A 16,409-nucleotide genomic window follows, 5' to 3' on the forward strand; every position below is an offset into this window, starting at 1 on the left:
GGTCTCCGCCCCGGTTCCTTCCCTCCCCCCCACCCCCCACCCCCCCCACCCCCCCCCCCCCCACAGCCAGTCGAGCAATTCCTGCAAGGTCGATGAAGCTGAACCTTGCGGCCAGACCAGGTAATAGCCCTGGCCGGTGCTGACCCTGAGCGGGAAGGGCGCTACCAGCCGCCCGCAGGTCAGGTCATCACCGATCAGCGACCAGTCGCCGATGGCCACCCCGGTACCTTGGGAGGCCATGGACATGGCCATATCGAGGGTCTCGAAGTGCTGGCCTTTACCTTGCCGGGGCAGGGCGGCGCCGGCTGCGCCGAGCCAGGTATTCCAGTCGTGCTGGTCGCGGGTCGGGTGCAGCAGCATGTGTTGCTCCAGGTCCGCCAGCTGCTGCAAGGGTATGGGGCCGGCTAGCAACTGTGGTGCGCACACGGGGGTAAGTTGTTCATCGAACAGCTTGAGCCTGTGCAAGCCGTGATTAGGCGCTGCGCCATACACCACCGCCGCATCGAACACTTCACGACGAAAATCCACGCCGTGCTGCACCGTAGTGGTCAGCTCCACCGGCACATCCGGGCGCAATGCCTGCCATTCCATCAGCCGCGGCAGCAGCCAGCGCATCACACACGTAGGTGCCTTGAGTTGCAAGGTGGCGCTGCGTGCGCCGACGTGTTGCACGCCTTCCTCGATCAAGGCGAACACCTGCTGTACTCGTGGCAGCCAGTCCTGGCCTTCGCGGGTCAGGCTCAGGCCGCGGGCCTGGCGCAGAAACAGGGCATAACCCAGATGCTCCTCAAGACCGGCGATCTGCCGGCTGACGGCGCCCTGGGTGATATGCAGCACCTGCGCCGCGCGGGTGAAGTTGCAGCACTGGGCGGTAACCAGAAAAGTGTGCAGGGCGGGCAGCGGCGGCAAGCGTTTCATCGGGCATCAGCCATGATCTGTGGACATGGCTAGTATGAGCTTTTTTGCATTGTGCCGGTAGCGAGGCAGCGGTCCAATAAAGCCTGTTTTCAGCACAATAACAGGCAGACGAACATGGCAACTTGCGGTGAAGTACTGGTCAAACTCCTTGAAGGCTATGGCGTTGACCATGTCTTCGGAATTCCCGGCGTGCATACCGTCGAGCTCTACCGCGGGTTGGCGCGTTCCTCTATCCGGCACATCACGCCACGTCACGAGCAAGGCGCAGGCTTCATGGCTGATGGCTATTCGCGCACCCGTGGCAAGCCGGGCGTGTGCTTCATTATTACCGGCCCGGGGATGACCAACATCACCACGGCCATGGGCCAGGCCTACGCCGACTCGATCCCGATGCTGGTGATCTCCAGCGTCCAGTCGCGCAACCAGCTCGGTGGTGGGCGCGGCAAACTGCACGAGTTGCCGGCCCAAGGCAGTCTGGTCGCTGGCGTGGCGGCGTTCTCGCACACCCTGATGAGCGCTGACGACCTGCCGATGGTGCTGGCCCGTGCGTTCGCCGTGTTCGACGGCACGCGTCCACGCCCGGTGCATATCGAGATTCCATTGGATGTGCTGGTTGAAGACGCCGATCACCTGCTCGCCAGTGCTCCTGTGCGTGTTGTCCGCGCTGGCGCCGCACCGGCACCGGTAGCGCAAATGGCCGCGTTGCTGGCCAGTGCCCGACGTCCGCTGATTCTCGCTGGCGGTGGCGCCATCGATGCCAATGTAGTCCTGACCCGCCTGGCTGAATACCTGCAGGCACCGGTGGCACTGACCATCAACGCCAAGGGCGTGCTGCCGGCCAGCCATCCGCTGCAGATCGGTTCGACCCAGTCGCTGGTGGCAACCCGCGAACTGGTTGCCGAAGCCGACGTGGTACTGGCCATTGGTACCGAGCTTGCCGAAACCGACTACGACGTGACCTTCAAGGGTGGCTTCGAGATTCCTGGCCGCCTGCTGCGCATCGACATCGACCCGGACCAGACCGTGCGTAACTATCCGCCGGAGCTCGCCCTGGTGGCCGACGCTACAGTAGCCACCCAGGCGCTGCTGGTGGCGTTGGCCGAACAGCCCGCGCCGGTACGCGCCAGTGAGTGGGGCGCCTGCCGTGCCGCGCGCCTGCGTGAGCGCCTGCTGGCCGACTGGGATCTGCCGATGCACAGCCAGACGCGCATGCTCAAGACCTTGCTCGACACCTTGCCGAACGCGGTGCTGGTGGGCGACTCGACGCAACCGGTGTACACCGGCAACCTGACCCTGGACATGGATCAGCCGCGACGCTGGTTCAACGCTTCCACCGGCTACGGCACCCTCGGTTACGCCTTGCCGGCGGCCATGGGTGCCTGGTTGGGCAGTGCCGAAGCCATCGAAGACCGCGCACCAGTGATCTGCCTGATCGGCGACGGTGGTCTGCAGTTCACCCTGCCGGAACTGGCCAGTGCCACCGAGGCGCAGGTGCCCTTGATCGTCCTGTTGTGGAACAACCAGGGTTACGAGGAAATCAAGAAGTACATGGTCAACCGTGCCATCGAGCCGGTGGGCGTGGACATTCATACCCCGGATTTCATCGGCGTGGCCAAAGCCCTGGGCTGTGCGGCCCAGGCGGTCGGCGATGTCGAACAATTGCGTGAAGCGCTGCGCCAGGCCTGCGACCGCAAGGGCCCGAGCCTGATCGAAATCGACCAGAACCGCTGGATGCAGGCGGTGCCAGCATGATGAAGCTTCCGGGTGTCTACATCGATGGTGTCTGGCAGCACGGACCGCAGCCGCTCGCGGTGATCAACCCGAGCAATGAGCAGCAGCTGGCCGAAGTCGCCGGTGGTGATGGCGCAGCGGTAGAGCGCGCCACCCTGGCGGCGAAAGCGGCGTTCGCCGACTGGTCGAGCACTAGCGGTGCACAACGCGCCAGCGTGCTGCGGGCCATTGCCGAAGGTGTCGAAGCGCGCCGCGAGCGCCTGGTGTTCTTGCAGGCCAGCAACAACGGCAAGCCGCTCGCCGAAGCGCAGATGGATGTGGACGACGTGATCGCCACCTTCCGCTATTACGCTGAGTGTGCGGATCAGCTTGATGCCGGGCAGGACTGCCCGGTGGCGCTGCCCACTGATGATTTTGTCGCACGGCTGCGGCGTGAGCCTTGTGGCGTGGTCGGGCTGATCGTGCCGTGGAACTTCCCCATGGTCACCACGGCCTGGAAACTGGCCCCGGCATTGGCCGCCGGCTGTTGTGTGGTGCTCAAACCCTCGGAAGTGACGCCGCTGGCGGAGCTGGAACTGGCTAGTGTGATCGCTCAGGCCGGATTGCCGGATGGCGTGTTCAACCTGGTCTGCGGTACCGGTATTGCGGTGGGGGCGGCCCTGGCGGCGGACCCGCGGATCGCCAAGGTTTCCTTCACCGGCAGCAACGCCGTGGGTGTGCAGGTCATGCAGCGGGCGGCGGAGACCGTCAAAGGCGTGAGCCTGGAACTGGGCGGTAAATCCGCCTTGCTGGTGCTCGAAGCGGCAGACCTGGAACTGGCGGTGGAACTGGCCTGTATGGGCGGTTTCTTCAATGCCGGGCAGATGTGCTCGGCCACCAGCCGGGTACTGGTCGCCGAAGCTTTGTATCCGGACTTTATCGCACTGCTGAAGATGCGGGCCGAGGCGATCCGGGTGGGCGAGCCATTTGCTGGCGACAGCGAAATGGGTGCGCTGGTCAACCAGGCGCAATACCAGCGTGTACAGAAGCACATCGCTGTCGGTCTGCAAGCCGGTGCACAGCTGCTGTGCGGTGGATCACGGCCAGAGGCGTTGCCTTGTGGATACTTCATCAGCCCCACGGTATTTACCGAGGTGCCGCTGGAAAGTGCGTTGTGGCGTGAGGAAATCTTTGGCCCGGTGCTGTGCGTCCGGCCGGTGGCCAGCGAAGCTGAAGCAGTGGCTTTGGCCAACGACAGCGAATTCGGTCTGGTAGCCAGTGTCGTCAGTCGCGACCTGGACGCCGCCGAACGGGTGGCCAATGCCCTTGAGGCCGGTCTGGTGTGGATCAATGCGCCACAAGTGATCTTCCCGCAGACCGCCTGGGGCGGCTACAAGCAGAGCAGTATCGGACGGGAGCTTGGGCCTTGGGGGTTGAGTGCCTTTCAAGAGATCAAGCATGTAGTCAGGGCGGTGTAGGCCCAATCGCGGGGCAAGCCCGCTCCCACATACAAGTTCATCAGTACCCTGTGGGAGCGGGCTTGCCCCGCGAAAGCGTACTAAATCGCACTACGCAATCGCGCCAGGTCCCTCACCGGCGGCGCGCCATACAGCCGGCTGTACTCCCGGCTGAACTGCGACGGACTTTCATACCCCACCCGATACCCGGCCACCGCCGCTTCCAGTCCATCATTGAGCATCAGCCGTCGCGCCTCCTGCAGGCGCAGTTGCTTTTGATACTGCAGCGGACTCATGGACGTCACTGCTTTAAACCGATGGTGCAAGGTCGAACTGCTGAGGTTCACTTCCCGAGCCAGATCGTCAATGCGTAGTGGACGGTGGTAGTGCTGGTTAAGCCATTCGATGGCCTGGCAAACCCGGTGGGTCTGGCTGCTGGACATGGCTATTTCATACAGACGGTACCCCTGCGGGCCGCGCAGCAGGCGGTACAGAATCTCACGCCGGATCAACGGCGCCAGGACGGCGATGTCCTTGGGCGTATCGAGCAGGCGGATCAGGCGCAACAAGGCGTCGAGCAGTAATGGATCAGTGCGCTCGACATACAACCCGCGTCCCGACGGCAGCGCCGGTACGCCGATGGGGCCGGCCTCGGCAATCAGGTTGTTGATCTGCGCCGGGTCGATGTTCATCCGTATCCCGAGGCTCGGGTTCTGCGGGCTGGCTTCCAGCAGCACACCACTGATCGGCAATGCCACCGAGAGCACCATGTAGTGCAGCGGGTCATAGACGTAGCGTTCATCGCCCAGGCAGATCTCCTTGCTGCCATGGGCGAGGATGCACAAGGCCGGCTGCGCCAGTGCTGCCATGGAGCGCACGCTTTCCTCGTATTGCACCAGGTACAGGTCTTCGATGGCCGATTCGACGCTGATGGTTCGCGGTGCGTGACAGCGCACCAGATCAGCCAGCTCCTGGCGCTGTTGTTCCAGGGCGGGGTCGAGGGTAGTCATTGCAGCACTTCCGAATAAGGACCTGTGCAGCATAGGTATGTGCAAGCGGCGGCGCTAGCCGGATGCTGTCGTCTGCTTGCCTGATCCTGCCGCGCGCAGGATCAGGCAAGCGTGTGGCAGGAATGACCTAACGCCACGGGCGAGGCGTCGCCTAACCTGTGCAGCCTGGCAATAACAACTGGCTGCTCTAGGAGAGATGCTCATGACCTCGTCGCAATCGGTCACCCACCTTGCTTTTATCCGGGCCAGCAGCGGTCGTTCAGTGGAACTGGGCGAGCGCTTGCGCCAACTGCTCGAACCTTCACGCCAGGCGCCGGGCTGCCTGCACTTCAACCTGCAGCAGTCCCAGGCCGATGCCGATCTGTGGCTGCTCAGTGGTTTCTGGAGCGATCAGCAGGCGATGTGCGGTTACTTTGCCTCGCCCACCCTGGACCTGTTCGGCGAGCTGGTTCAGGCCCAGGTGGTCGCCAGCCTCGATCTGCATACCTTCGGCGAGCCGTCTGCGGGTTAGAATGGCGCTTTCAGGCAATCGATGTGGATCTGAGGCACATGGCACGTAAAGAGTTTTCGCAGTTCGAAGCCGTATCGGCCGCTGTTCGCGGCGAAGAGGGGTATTGCGCGGCGATTGCCGTCAAAGGCCTGGGTGCCAGTGGTGCACCGCGTTTTCACAAAGTGCTGGACGGGCAGACGTTCAAGACCGCCATGGCTGCTGACGAAGCGGCCTGTGCCGAGCTTGAACGCCTGCAGGGCGTCAACGACGACGCCGAGCTGGTCTGGTAATTCAGCCGTTGACCTGCGGCCGGGCCATTTTGAACAGATTGCCCAGCTCGAAATAATCCGCAGGACCACCGCCGCGCAAGATCGGTTGCGCGGCAGCCGTGTCGTAGATGCCATCCTTGAGCAGATGCTCGGCGATATGCACCGCCACCACTTCCCCGAGGATCAGCCAGCTCGGTACCAGCACCTGGTCCGCACGCTGTAGCTGGATGATCTGGGTCACTTTGCATTCGAACGACACCGGGCTTTCCTGCACCCGCGGCACCGCGATGACCTTCGAGGCCACTGGCGTCAGCCCGCTCAGGGCGAATTCATCGACCTCGGCCGGCACCGCTGCGCAGCTCTGGTTCATGGCCTCGGCCAGCGGGCGGGTTGCCAGGTTCCAGGCGAATTCGCCGGTTTTCTCGATGTTGTTCAGGCTGTCTTTGCGCCCGACGCTGGAGAAACCGATGATCGGCGGAATGTAGTTGAAGGCGTTGAAGAAACTGTAAGGCGCAAGGTTCAGGCGGCCTTCGTCATCCTGTGAAGAAATCCAGCCGATGGGGCGTGGACCGACGATGGCATTGAACGGGTCGTGAGGTAGGCCGTGGCCTTTTGCGGGTTCGTAGTAATACATCTGCGCTGGCCTTGTGGCCTTCCCTGTGAGTAGGTGCCTAGTGTGCCAAGGCTTTGCCGCGCTGAAAACGATTAAGCCCGGCCGAAGCCGGGCTGACTGCAGTGCATCAAGAGTTAGCTGATGCGGTGGGCCTGGGTGCGATCGAAGCCGTCTTCGGCGAATTTGGCACCGCCAGTGCGATCAAAACCATCTTCGGCGAATTTGGCGCCGCCGGTGCGATCGAAACCGTCTTCGGCAAATTTGGCGCCGCCGGTGCGATCGAAACCGTCTTCGGCAAATTTGGCGCCGCCAGTGCGATCGAAACCGTCTTCGGCGAATTTGGCACCGCCGGTGCGATCAAAACCATCTTCTGCATACGTAGCCGACTGGGTTTGCACGGCGCTGAAGTTGTGGCCGTTGGTGCGGTCGAATCCGTCTTCGGCGAAAGCGTTGGCAGCCAGTACCGAGAAGGCCAGGGTCAGGATCAGTTTGCTTTTCATGGTCGTTGCTCCGGGGTGGTGAGAGGTTGTTTGTTTCTATGGGTTTGATATTACGCTGATAAAATTGATTAAAAAGCGCAAAAAATGGCGTATAAAAATCGGATTATTAGATGTGTTTGGCGGCGGTAAGGGCCTCATCGCGGGGCAAGCCCGCTCCCACCGGATGTCGCGATGATGAAGATGACAAGACGGGATTAATGCGGCGTTAAACATGAAAAAAGGGGGCGTCCATTGCTGGACGCCCCCTTTCTGTTGACCTCAGGCCATGCCTCAGTCAGTGGTGATCCGCGAATGCGTGCGGGTGTCTTTCATGAACACATACACCAGCAGCGAGCAGGCAATACAGGCGGTCACGTACCAGTAGTAGCCGGTTTCCATGCCGATGCTCTTGAACCACAGCGCCACGTATTCAGCGGTGCCGCCGAAGATCGACACAGTCAGGGCGTAGGGCAGGCCGACACCCAGGGCGCGGATTTCGGTCGGGAACAGTTCGGCTTTGACCACGGCGTTGATCGAGGTGTAGCCGCTGACGATGATCAGCGCCGCCATGATCAGGAAGAACGCGCCCCACCAGGTCTGGATGGTGTGCAGGGTGGTCAGGATCGGCACCGTACACAGCGTACCCAGCACACCGAAGGCGATCAGGATCGGACGGCGGCCGATCTTGTCGGACAGGCTGCCGATCACCGGTTGCAGGCACATGAACAGGAACAGGGTCGCCGCCGAGATGGTGGTCGAGTCGCTGATGCTCATGCCCACCGTGTTCACCAGGTACTTCTGCATGTAGGTGGTGTAGGTGTAGAAGGCCAGGGTGCCGCCCATGGTCAGACCGACCACGGTTGCCAGTTCCTTGGGATGGCGCATCAGGGTGCGCATCAGGCTTTCCTTGGACTTTTCCTTCTTGGTGAAGGAGGCGGTTTCTTCCATGCCACGACGCAGGTACAGGGCCACGACCGCGCACAGGGCACCGATCACGAACGGTACGCGCCAGCCCCACGAGTACAGCTGCTCGGTGGTCAGGGTCTGCTGGAGGATGATCAGCACCGCCAGGGCGATGAGCTGGCCGGAGATCAGGGTCACGTACTGGAAGCTGGAGAAGAAGCCACGACGCTCCTTGGTCGCCATCTCACTCAGGTAGGTGGCCGAGGTACCGTATTCGCCACCGACCGACAGGCCTTGCATCAGGCGGGCGATCACCAGCAGGACGGGAGCGGCAACGCCGATGGTTTCATAGCCCGGGGTCAGGGCGATGACCAGCGAGCCTGCGCACATCAGCAGTACCGAGGCCATCAGGGCGGCTTTGCGGCCTTTGCGGTCGGCGTAGATACCCATCAGCCAGCCACCGATCGGGCGCATCAGGAAGCCCACGGCGAAGATGGCGGCAGTGTTCAAGAGTTGTGCGGTGGTGTCGCCGGCCGGGAAGAAGGCTTTGGCGAAGTACAGGGAGAATGCGGCGTAAACGTACCAGTCGTACCATTCGACCATGTTGCCGATCGAACCGCTGAAAATCGACTTGAGTCGGCTTCGGGTGGTTTTTTCCGCGGCGGGCGCAATGGCCGCCCCGGCGGGCAGGGTGCTGGAGTTATCCATCGAAGGGACCTTCATAGTTGTTTTTGTGGAGCGCGTCGAAACGCAACCTGACAGGGCTATAGCAGGAGCTGTGCCAGGTAGCGAAGGCCCGGTTTAGAAGGGTTGTCACAATTGAATGAGCGGAAATCCGCTCATTCATCGAGGGGTGATCGGCAAGAATCCGCTTATTGCGGGCGATCTACGTCGAGAAAATCTTCCCGCAGCAATCCATGGCGCTGCATTTTCTCGTTGAGGGTGCGGCGGGGCAGTTGCAGTTCTTCCATGACTGCTTTGATTTCGCCCTTGTGCCGGCTCAGGGCCGCGCGCAGGCATTGGGCTTCGAAGGCTTCTTGCTGAGCGGCAAGCGACTGGCCCGAGTCGACCCGGGCAATGCTTGGCTCACCCAGGCCAAGGGCGTGACGTTCGGCGGCATTGGCCAGTTCGCGGACGTTACCGGGCCAGTCGTGGCTGAGCAGATGACCCAGCTGCGCGCCGCTGAGCGGCGCGGCGCTGCGGCCGACGCGTTCGGCGGCCAGGCGGGCAAAGTGGGTGAACAGCAAGGGGATGTCTTCACGGCGGTCACGCAACGGCGCCAGGCGCAGTTCGGCGACGTTCAGGCGGTATGCCAGGTCTTCGCGAAAGCGCCCGGCGCGCGCTTCTTCGAGCAGGTCCGGCTTGGTCGCGGCGATGATGCGCAAGTCGACGCTGATGCTCTGGTTGGCGCCGAGGCGTTCCAGTTTCTGCTCCTGCAACACGCGCAGCAGCTTGGCTTGCTGGGCCAACGGCATGCTCTCGATCTCATCGAGGAACACCGTGCCGCCATTGGCGTATTCCAGCTTGCCAATGCGCTTGCCCTGAGCCCCGGTAAAAGCCCCGCTTTCATGACCGAACAGCTCGGCCTCGAACAGCGTTTCGGGGATCGCGGCGCAGTTGAGCGCCACGAACGCTTTGCCGGCCCGCGGCCCGAAGTCGTGCAGGCAGCGTGCGACCTGTTCCTTGCCGCTGCCGGTTTCACCGCGAATCAGCACATTGACCGGCAGGCTGGCCAGGTCCAACACTTGCCTGCGCAGCTGCTGCATGCCTTGGGACATGCCCAGCAGGTTCAGTTCCAGGCGTGCCTTGAGGTCGGCCTGTTCATGCAGGCGGCGGTTCTCCAGGACCAGCTGACGTTTCTCCAGGGCACGGCGCAGGCTGCCCAGCAGGCTTTCAGGACTAAAGGGCTTTTCCAGAAAGTCATAGGCGCCGTTGCGCATGGCGTCGACGGCCATGGGCACATCGCCATGGCCGGTCAGGAGAATCACCGGCAGGTCGGCATCGCGCGCCTGCAGCTGTTCCAGCAACGCCAGGCCGTCCATGCCGGGCATGCGCACATCGCTGAGGATCACCCCGGGAAAGTGTTCGGGTAACTGGTTCAGGCAGTCTTCGGCGCGGCTGAACAGCTGCACGCTGAAGCCGGACAGGCTCAGCCACTGCTCCACGGCAGTGCGGATGCTGGCTTCATCGTCGACGACCATTACCGAATTGAACATCAAGTCTCCAGATCGCAGGGCAGGGTAAGGCTGAAACAAGCGCCGCCCGGTTGATTATCGACCGTCAGGCGCCCACCGGCTTCATGAATGATGCCATAGGATATCGCCAGGCCCAGCCCCAAGCCTTCACCCACGGGTTTGGTGGTGAAGAACGGGTCGAAGACATTGGCCAGGTGTTCGGCGGCGATGCCACCGCCGCTGTCGAGGACACTCAGGCGCCACTGCTCGGCCTCGGCTTCGATACGGATTTCCAGACGCTTGTAGCTTTTCCCGGTCATGGCGTCGAGGGCGTTGCGCAGCAGGTTGATCAGCACCTGCTCCAGGCGGATGGCATCGCCGCGCACCCAGGCCGGACGGGCCAGGTACTGGGACACTTCCACCTGTTCGGCACGAATCCGCGCATCGAGCAACTGCAAGGCCTGATCGACCACGGTGGCCAGGTCCAGGCGCTCGCGCAGGCCGCTGGGGCTGTTGCGGGCGAAGGTCTTCAGGTGGCCGGTGAGCGCCGCCATGCGGGTCAGCATCTGTTCCAGTGGCTCAAGGGCCTGGCGCGCTTCATCGAAGCGCTGGTTGTCGAGCAGCAGGCGCAAGGTCGCCAATTGCATGCGCTGAGTAGTCAGCGGCTGATTGATCTCATGGGCCAGGGCTGCCGACATCTGTCCCAGCGCGGCCAGCTTGGCTGACTGCACCAGGCCTTCCTGAGCCGTGCGCAAATCGCGGGTACGTTCTTCGACCAGGCGCTTGAGTTCTTCCCGGCTGCGCTGGCGCATGCGTGCCAGGCGCAGTCGCTGGCTGATGAACAACAGGGCGAAGACCAGGCTCAGCCACACGGCTGCGGCGGCGAGGGCGGCATTGCGGCCATCATCGCTGACCTGTGGCTTGCGCAGCAGGTGAAGGGTCCAGCCCTCGGCTTCCAGAGGCAAACTCTCCCACAGGTATTCGGTGCTGCCTTCGGGCCTCTGGACGCGCATCAGGTTGCTGTTGTCGTCGAAATGGCTGAGTACCTGGTGTTGCAGAGGCACCAATTGTTGTTTGTCGTACTGGCGGGTCGCGGCCAGTTCGGCGTGATCGGCGCTGGTCAGGGGCTTGAGCTGGCGGTAACGCCAACCGTCCTGGTTGGCGATGAAAATGATCCCGCGAGCATCGCTGACCAGCAGGATATCGCTGCCCTGGCGCCATTCACGCTCAAGCTCGGGGAACTCGAGCTTGACCACCATGGCACCGAGGAAACGGCCATGCTCATCCTGCACCGCACTGGAGAGGAAGTAGCCCGGCACGCCGCTGGTCACGCCGACGGCATAGAAGCGTCCGCTACCCTGGCTGCGAGTCTGTTTGAAATAGGGGCGAAAGCCATAGTTGGAGCCGACATAGGTGCTAGGCAGACGCCAATTGCTGGCGGCCACGGCAAGACCGGTGCGGTCGAGCAGTTCCAGGGTCGATGAATTGGCGGCGCCGTTGATGCGTTCGAGCTTGCGGTTAAGGGCAACCTGAACCTGCTCGTTGACCGGGCCACTGAGGGCGCTGATCAGTTCCGGGTCCAGGGCCAGCACCGCGGGCAGGGCACGGTAGCGTTCAATCAGGGTGTGCAACGAGGTGGCGTACAGGCCCAATTGCTGGCTGGCCCGCCCGGCATCCTCGACCATCGACTGGCGCTTGGCATGGTGCATGGCCCAGCCGGCGCTGAACAGCGTGCCGGCCAGGATGAAGAAAACGATCAGCCCCAGGCGCAGGGCACGAAAAGAATAAGGCATGGTGCGAATCCCGGCGGAGGGGGAAGGCCTCCTGGCCTTCCCTTGGTGCTTGGCAGTGGCTTACAGCAGTTCGAAACGCTGTTGCTGTACCGCCTGGGAGTCCAGCCCGACCTGGACATTGAACTCGCCGGGCTCGGCCGCCCATTGCAGTTGGGTGTTGTAGAACTTCAGGTCTTCTTCACTGATCTTGAAGCTGACTGTGCGCTCTTCACCGGCCTTGAGCATGACCTTCTGGAAGTTCTTCAATTCCTTCACCGGGCGGCTCATGGACGCGGCAATGTCCTGCAGGTACAGCTGCACCACGGTTTCGCCGTCACGTTTGCCGGTGTTCTTCACGCGAACACTGGCTTCGAGGGTCTGGCCCTTTTTCAGGGTTTTGCTCGACAGGGTCAGTGGCGACAGGCTGAAGTCGCTGTAGCTCAGGCCGTAGCCGAAGGGGTACAGCGGGCCATTGGGTTCCTCGAAGTACTGCGAGGTGTAGTTGCCAGGCTTGCCCGGGGTGAACGGACGGCCAATGCTCAGGTGGTTGTAGTACATCGGAATCTGCCCGACCGAGCGCGGGAAGGTAATGGCCAGCTTGCCCGACGGGTTGTAGTCGCCGAACAGCACGTCGGCGATGGCATTGCCGCCCTCGGTACCGCTGAACCAGGTTTCCAGGATGGCATCGGCCTGTTCGCGTTCCCAGGCCAGCGACAGCGGCCGGCCGTTCATCAGCACCAGCACCAGCGGTTTGCCGGTAGCTTTCAGGGCCTTGATCAGCTCGCGTTGGGCGGCAGGGATTTCCAGGGTGGTGCGGCTCGATGATTCGTGGGACATGCCACGGGATTCGCCGACCACCGCCACGACTACATCGGACTGCTTGGCAGCCTTGACCGCCTCGTCGATGAGTACGGCAGCCGGACGCGGGTCGTCGACGATTTCCGGGGCATCGAAGTTGAGGAAGTTCAGGTAGTCGAGGATGGCCTTGTCGTGGGTGACGTTGGAGCCTTTGGCGTAGATCACCTTGGCCTTGTCGCCCAGCACCTGACGCATGCCTTCGCGCACGGTCACCGACTGGTGTGGACGGCCGGCGGCAGCCCAGCTGCCCATCATGTCGATGGGCGCATCGGCCAGCGGCCCGACCAGGGCGATGGTGCCGGCTTTTTTCAGCGGCAGGGTCTGCTCGCGGTTTTCCAGCAGGACCAGGCTGCGGCGCGCTACGTCACGCGCTTCGGCGCGGTGCAGGCGGTTGTCGGCGTAGGTATCGGCCGGGTCGTCGCTGGCCTTGCCAATGCGCCGGTACGGGTCGGCGAACAGGCCCATGTCGTACTTGGCACCGAGCACTTCACGCACAGCGTTATCGATATCGGCCTGATTGATTTCACCCGCCTTGAGCAGGCTGGCCAGTTCTGAATCGTACAGCGAGTCGTTCATGCTCAGGTCGATGCCGGCCTTGATCGCCAGCTTGGCTGCTTCGCGACCATCGCGGGCGACGCCATGGCGAACCAGTTCGGTAATAGCCCCGTGGTCGCTGACGGTCACGCCCTTGAAGCCCCAGTCCTTGCGCAGCAGGTCATGCATCAGCCAGGTGTTGGAGGTGGCCGGCACGCCATTGATCGAGTTCAGCGCGACCATCACCCCACCCGCGCCCGCATCGATGGCGGCGCGGTAAGGCGGCAGGTAGTCGTTGAACATCTTCGCCGGGCTCATGTCGACGGTGTTGTAGTCGCGTCCGCCCTCCACCGCGCCGTACAGGGCGAAGTGCTTGACGCTGGCCATCAGGCTGGTTGCCTCGGCCGGGCTCTTGCCCTGGAAGGATTCGACCATCACTTTGGAGATACGCGAGACCAGGTAGGTGTCTTCGCCAAAGCCTTCACTGGTACGACCCCAACGTGGGTCGCGGGCGATATCGACCATCGGCGCGAAGGTCATGTCGATACCGTCGGATGCGGCTTCCAGGGCGGAAACGCGACCGACCTTGGCGATGGCGTCCATGTCCCAACTCGAGGCCAGGGCCAGGCTGATCGGGAAAATCGTGCGGTGGCCGTGGATCACGTCATAGGCGAAGAACATCGGGATCTTCAGACGGCTGCGGCTTGCCGCATCCTGCATCGGACGGTTTTCGGCGCGGGTGATCGAGTTGAAAGTCCCGCCGATACGGCCGGCGGCGATTTCTTTACGAATCATTTCGCGAGGCATTTCCGGGCCGATACTGATCAGGCGCAACTGGCCGATCTTTTCGTCCAGGGTCATCTGCCCCATCAGGTCGGCGATGAACGCCTGTTTCTTCTGCAACGGATCGGCAGGCGTGTCGGCAAAGGCCGACTGACTGGCCAGGCTGACGAGAAGGCCCAGCAAACACAGCTTGTTCATGAAGTTCTGTTCTCAAGGCTTGTGGCAGTATTCACGGTGATACTGCCCAGCCGAAGTTGGGGAAGCGGCTATTGTTGTAGTTTGCTGGGGCATCTTTTAGCCGATTGGGCCATCACGATCCAGCGGCGGTTGCGGATTATGCCTCAAGTACACTGATTCACGCTGATCAAGGAGTAGGGCAACTATGCAGGTAATCCAGTTCAAGGGTGTAAGGCTGTGGCTGTTGCTGATGCTCGGCAGCCTGCTCACCGGTTGCGGGATCAACAACATCCCCAACTACGATGAGCAGGTCAAGGCCGCCTGGGCCCAGGTCCAGAACCAGTACCAGCGCCGCGCCGACCTGATCCCCAACCTGGTGGAAACGGTCAAAGGCTATGCCAAGCAGGAACAGGAAACGTTGACCGCGGTCATCGAAGCGCGGGCCAAGGCCACGTCGATCCAGGTGGATGCCAGCACCCTGGACGATCCGAAAAAGCTGCAGCAGTTCCAGCAGGCGCAAGCACAACTGACCGGCGCGCTCAGCCGTCTGATGGTGGTGTCCGAACGCTACCCGGACTTGAAGTCGAACCAGAACTTCCTTGCCCTGCAGTCTCAGCTTGAAGGCACGGAAAACCGTATTGCCGTGGCCCGCAAGGATTTCATTGCCGCGGTTCAGCGCTACAATACCGAGATCCGTACCTTCCCAGGACGACTCTGGCACATGGTGATGTACAGCAGCATGCCGTTGCGGGAGAACTTCGAGGCGACCGCCACCGATGCCGACAAAGCCCCTGAAGTGAAGTTCTGATGCGTCTGCTGCAGTGGGCACTGCTGCTGGCGCTGCTAATTGTCACGCCGCTGCGCGCCGAGCCGAGCTTCCCGACCCTGACCGGACGGGTGCTGGACAATGCCGGGCTGCTCGACGCGGGCAGCCGCGATCAGCTTGAACGTATGCTCACGGCCCATGAACAGGCCACGGGCGAGCAGGTCGTGGTGGTCACTGTGAATGATTTGCAGGGGCTGCCCATCGAGGACTTCGGTTATCAGCTCGGTCGGCACTGGGGCATTGGCCAGAAGGGCAAGGACAACGGCGCGCTGTTGATCGTCGCGCCGCAGGCGCGCAAGCTGCGCATCGAAGTCGGCTATGGCCTTGAAGAGCGGCTGACCGATGCGCAAGCATCGGTGATCATCAATGGCATCATCACCCCGGCGTTTCGCCGTGGCGAGTTCAGCCTGGGCATCGTTCAGGGTACGGCGGCGATCCTGCAGGTACTGGGCGGCAATCCGCTGGCCGAGCCGTCGCGGGCCCAAGGCGGTGGTGGTGAAGAGGGGGCGCCGGCCTGGGCTGTCGGCCTGTTTGTGCTGCTGATCATCGTGGTTTTCGCCGCGCAGTCCATGGGGATCGGCGGCAGTGGTCGTGGTGGCCGTGGCGGTATGGGCGGTATGGGCGGCGGGTTCGGCGGTGGTTATGGCGGTTTTGGTGGCGGCGGTGGCGGTGGCGGATTCAGTGGCGGTGGTGGTGGCTTCGGCGGTGGCGGTTCCTCCGGTGGCTGGTAGAACAATAATCAACGAGATACCCAGTGCATGACATTGCTCAGTGAATTTGAACAACGCCAGGTTGCCGAGGCCATTGCCCAGGTCGAACGGCGTACCGACGCCGAGCTGGTCACGGTGCTTGCCCGCCGTGCCGACGATTACGCCTACATACCCTTGCTGTGGGCCAGTCTGCTGGCGTTGCTGGTGCCGGGTGCGGTCTACTACCTGGGCGGCTGGTTGAGCGTCAACGGCTTGCTGATCGCTCAGTGGCTGACCTTCATTGTCCTGTGTCTGCTGTTTCGCCTGCCCGCGCTGACCACCCGGCTGATCCCGCGGTCGGTGCGCCACTGGCGCGCCTCGAACCTGGCCCGCCGGCAGTTTCTGGAGCAGAACCTGCACCATACGGCCGGCAGTACCGGGGTGCTGATTTTTGTCAGCGAAGCTGAGCGCTACGTTGAAATCCTGGTGGATGAAGGGATTTCCCGGCATCTGGATAACCAGGTGTGGGACGCTATCGTCAAACGCTTTACCGAGCAGGTGCGTCAGGGCCAGACCCTGCAGGGCTTCGTTACCTGTGTCGAGGCCTGTGGCGAGCTGCTGGCCGAGCATGTGCCCATGACCCATGAGCGCAACGAGCTGCCCAACCGTCTGGTGGTGTTGGCTTGAGCCGGGAACGCTGATCGACAAAAGCTGTGCGCAGGCCGGCCATCCACGTAAAATACCGCT

15 protein-coding genes are annotated in these 16,409 nt (G+C 62.5%); 7 read left to right on the plus strand and 8 right to left on the minus strand.

All coding sequences use genetic code 11. The annotated features are described in order from the left end of the window. A partial coding sequence (locus ACO6VD_RS06520) for a LysR substrate-binding domain-containing protein (RefSeq protein ID WP_422417796.1) occupies positions 1 to 918 on the minus strand: 918 nt, incomplete at its 3' end. A 114-nt stretch (positions 919 to 1,032) separates the two neighbouring features. Between ACO6VD_RS06520 and ACO6VD_RS06525 the strand changes: the two genes are divergently transcribed. Together ACO6VD_RS06525 and ACO6VD_RS06530 are read left to right on the plus strand one after the other, a co-directional pair. Continuing rightward, positions 1,033 to 2,670 carry a 5-guanidino-2-oxopentanoate decarboxylase gene (locus ACO6VD_RS06525; protein ID WP_422417797.1) on the plus strand — a complete coding sequence of 546 codons (1,638 nt, stop codon included), beginning with the start codon at positions 1,033 to 1,035 and terminating at the stop codon, positions 2,668 to 2,670. Further along, positions 2,667 to 4,106, plus strand: a complete 1,440-nt coding sequence (locus ACO6VD_RS06530; RefSeq protein WP_422417798.1) for an aldehyde dehydrogenase family protein — start codon at positions 2,667 to 2,669, stop codon at positions 4,104 to 4,106. The genes ACO6VD_RS06525 and ACO6VD_RS06530 overlap by 4 nt, the downstream gene beginning before the upstream one ends. Positions 4,107 to 4,186: 80 nt before the next feature. On the opposite strand, the gene ACO6VD_RS06535 is transcribed toward ACO6VD_RS06530, so the two are convergent. Further along, positions 4,187 to 5,095, minus strand: a complete 909-nt coding sequence (locus ACO6VD_RS06535) for an AraC family transcriptional regulator N-terminal domain-containing protein (RefSeq protein WP_422417799.1) — start codon at positions 5,093 to 5,095, stop codon at positions 4,187 to 4,189. Between the two features lie 202 nt (positions 5,096 to 5,297). On the opposite strand from ACO6VD_RS06535, the gene ACO6VD_RS06540 reads away from it, so the two are divergent. Next, positions 5,298 to 5,606 (plus strand): antibiotic biosynthesis monooxygenase family protein, encoded by a 309-nt coding sequence (locus ACO6VD_RS06540; RefSeq protein WP_422417800.1) that lies wholly within the window; start codon positions 5,298 to 5,300, stop codon positions 5,604 to 5,606. 38 nt (positions 5,607 to 5,644) lie between these two features. Continuing rightward, positions 5,645 to 5,875, plus strand: a complete 231-nt coding sequence (locus tag ACO6VD_RS06545) for a hypothetical protein (RefSeq protein WP_422417801.1) — start codon at positions 5,645 to 5,647, stop codon at positions 5,873 to 5,875. A 1-nt stretch (position 5,876) separates the two neighbouring features. Here ACO6VD_RS06545 and ACO6VD_RS06550 read toward each other — a convergent pair whose 3' ends face one another. The 6 genes from ACO6VD_RS06550 to bglX form a co-directional block, all read right to left on the minus strand. After that, complete coding sequence (locus tag ACO6VD_RS06550; RefSeq protein WP_422417802.1) at positions 5,877 to 6,488, minus strand: flavin reductase family protein; 612 nt, start codon at positions 6,486 to 6,488, stop codon at positions 5,877 to 5,879. A 113-nt stretch (positions 6,489 to 6,601) separates the two neighbouring features. Beyond that, on the minus strand, positions 6,602 to 6,967 hold the full coding sequence (locus ACO6VD_RS06555; RefSeq protein WP_422417803.1) for a heme utilization protein: 366 nt from the start codon (positions 6,965 to 6,967) through the stop codon (positions 6,602 to 6,604). Between the two features lie 270 nt (positions 6,968 to 7,237). Continuing rightward, the gene (locus ACO6VD_RS06560; RefSeq protein WP_422417804.1) at positions 7,238 to 8,557 is read right to left on the minus strand and encodes an MFS transporter; all 1,320 of its coding nucleotides are present in this window, start codon (positions 8,555 to 8,557) and stop codon (positions 7,238 to 7,240) included. 164 nt (positions 8,558 to 8,721) lie between these two features. Continuing rightward, positions 8,722 to 10,065: a sigma-54-dependent transcriptional regulator gene (locus tag ACO6VD_RS06565; RefSeq protein WP_422417805.1), complete on the minus strand. Its 1,344-nt coding sequence runs from the start codon at positions 10,063 to 10,065 to the stop codon at positions 8,722 to 8,724. Next, a complete protein-coding gene (locus tag ACO6VD_RS06570) occupies positions 10,065 to 11,816 on the minus strand; it encodes an ATP-binding protein (RefSeq protein WP_422417806.1) in 1,752 nt (583 codons plus the stop codon). Before ACO6VD_RS06570 ends, ACO6VD_RS06565 begins: the two co-directional genes overlap by 1 nt. A 60-nt stretch (positions 11,817 to 11,876) precedes the next feature. Beyond that, a complete protein-coding gene (bglX, locus tag ACO6VD_RS06575) occupies positions 11,877 to 14,168 on the minus strand; it encodes a beta-glucosidase BglX (RefSeq protein ID WP_422417808.1) in 2,292 nt (763 codons plus the stop codon). Between the two features lie 184 nt (positions 14,169 to 14,352). On the opposite strand from bglX, the gene ACO6VD_RS06580 reads away from it, so the two are divergent. Genes ACO6VD_RS06580 through ACO6VD_RS06590 form a run of 3 tightly spaced genes read left to right on the plus strand, consistent with a single transcriptional unit; the run spans position 14,353 to position 16,349 of the window. After that, the gene (locus ACO6VD_RS06580) at positions 14,353 to 14,955 is read left to right on the plus strand and encodes a LemA family protein (RefSeq protein WP_422417809.1); all 603 of its coding nucleotides are present in this window, start codon (positions 14,353 to 14,355) and stop codon (positions 14,953 to 14,955) included. Further along, a complete protein-coding gene (locus ACO6VD_RS06585) occupies positions 14,955 to 15,704 on the plus strand; it encodes a TPM domain-containing protein (RefSeq protein ID WP_422417810.1) in 750 nt (249 codons plus the stop codon). The genes ACO6VD_RS06580 and ACO6VD_RS06585 overlap by 1 nt, the downstream gene beginning before the upstream one ends. Positions 15,705 to 15,731: 27 nt before the next feature. Next, complete coding sequence (locus ACO6VD_RS06590) at positions 15,732 to 16,349, plus strand: TPM domain-containing protein (RefSeq protein WP_422417812.1); 618 nt, start codon at positions 15,732 to 15,734, stop codon at positions 16,347 to 16,349. The last annotated feature ends 60 nt before the right edge of the window (positions 16,350 to 16,409 follow it).

It is taken from the genome of Pseudomonas sp. GZD-222 (genome assembly GCF_049310525.1).
Taxonomy (GTDB): domain Bacteria; phylum Pseudomonadota; class Gammaproteobacteria; order Pseudomonadales; family Pseudomonadaceae; genus Aquipseudomonas.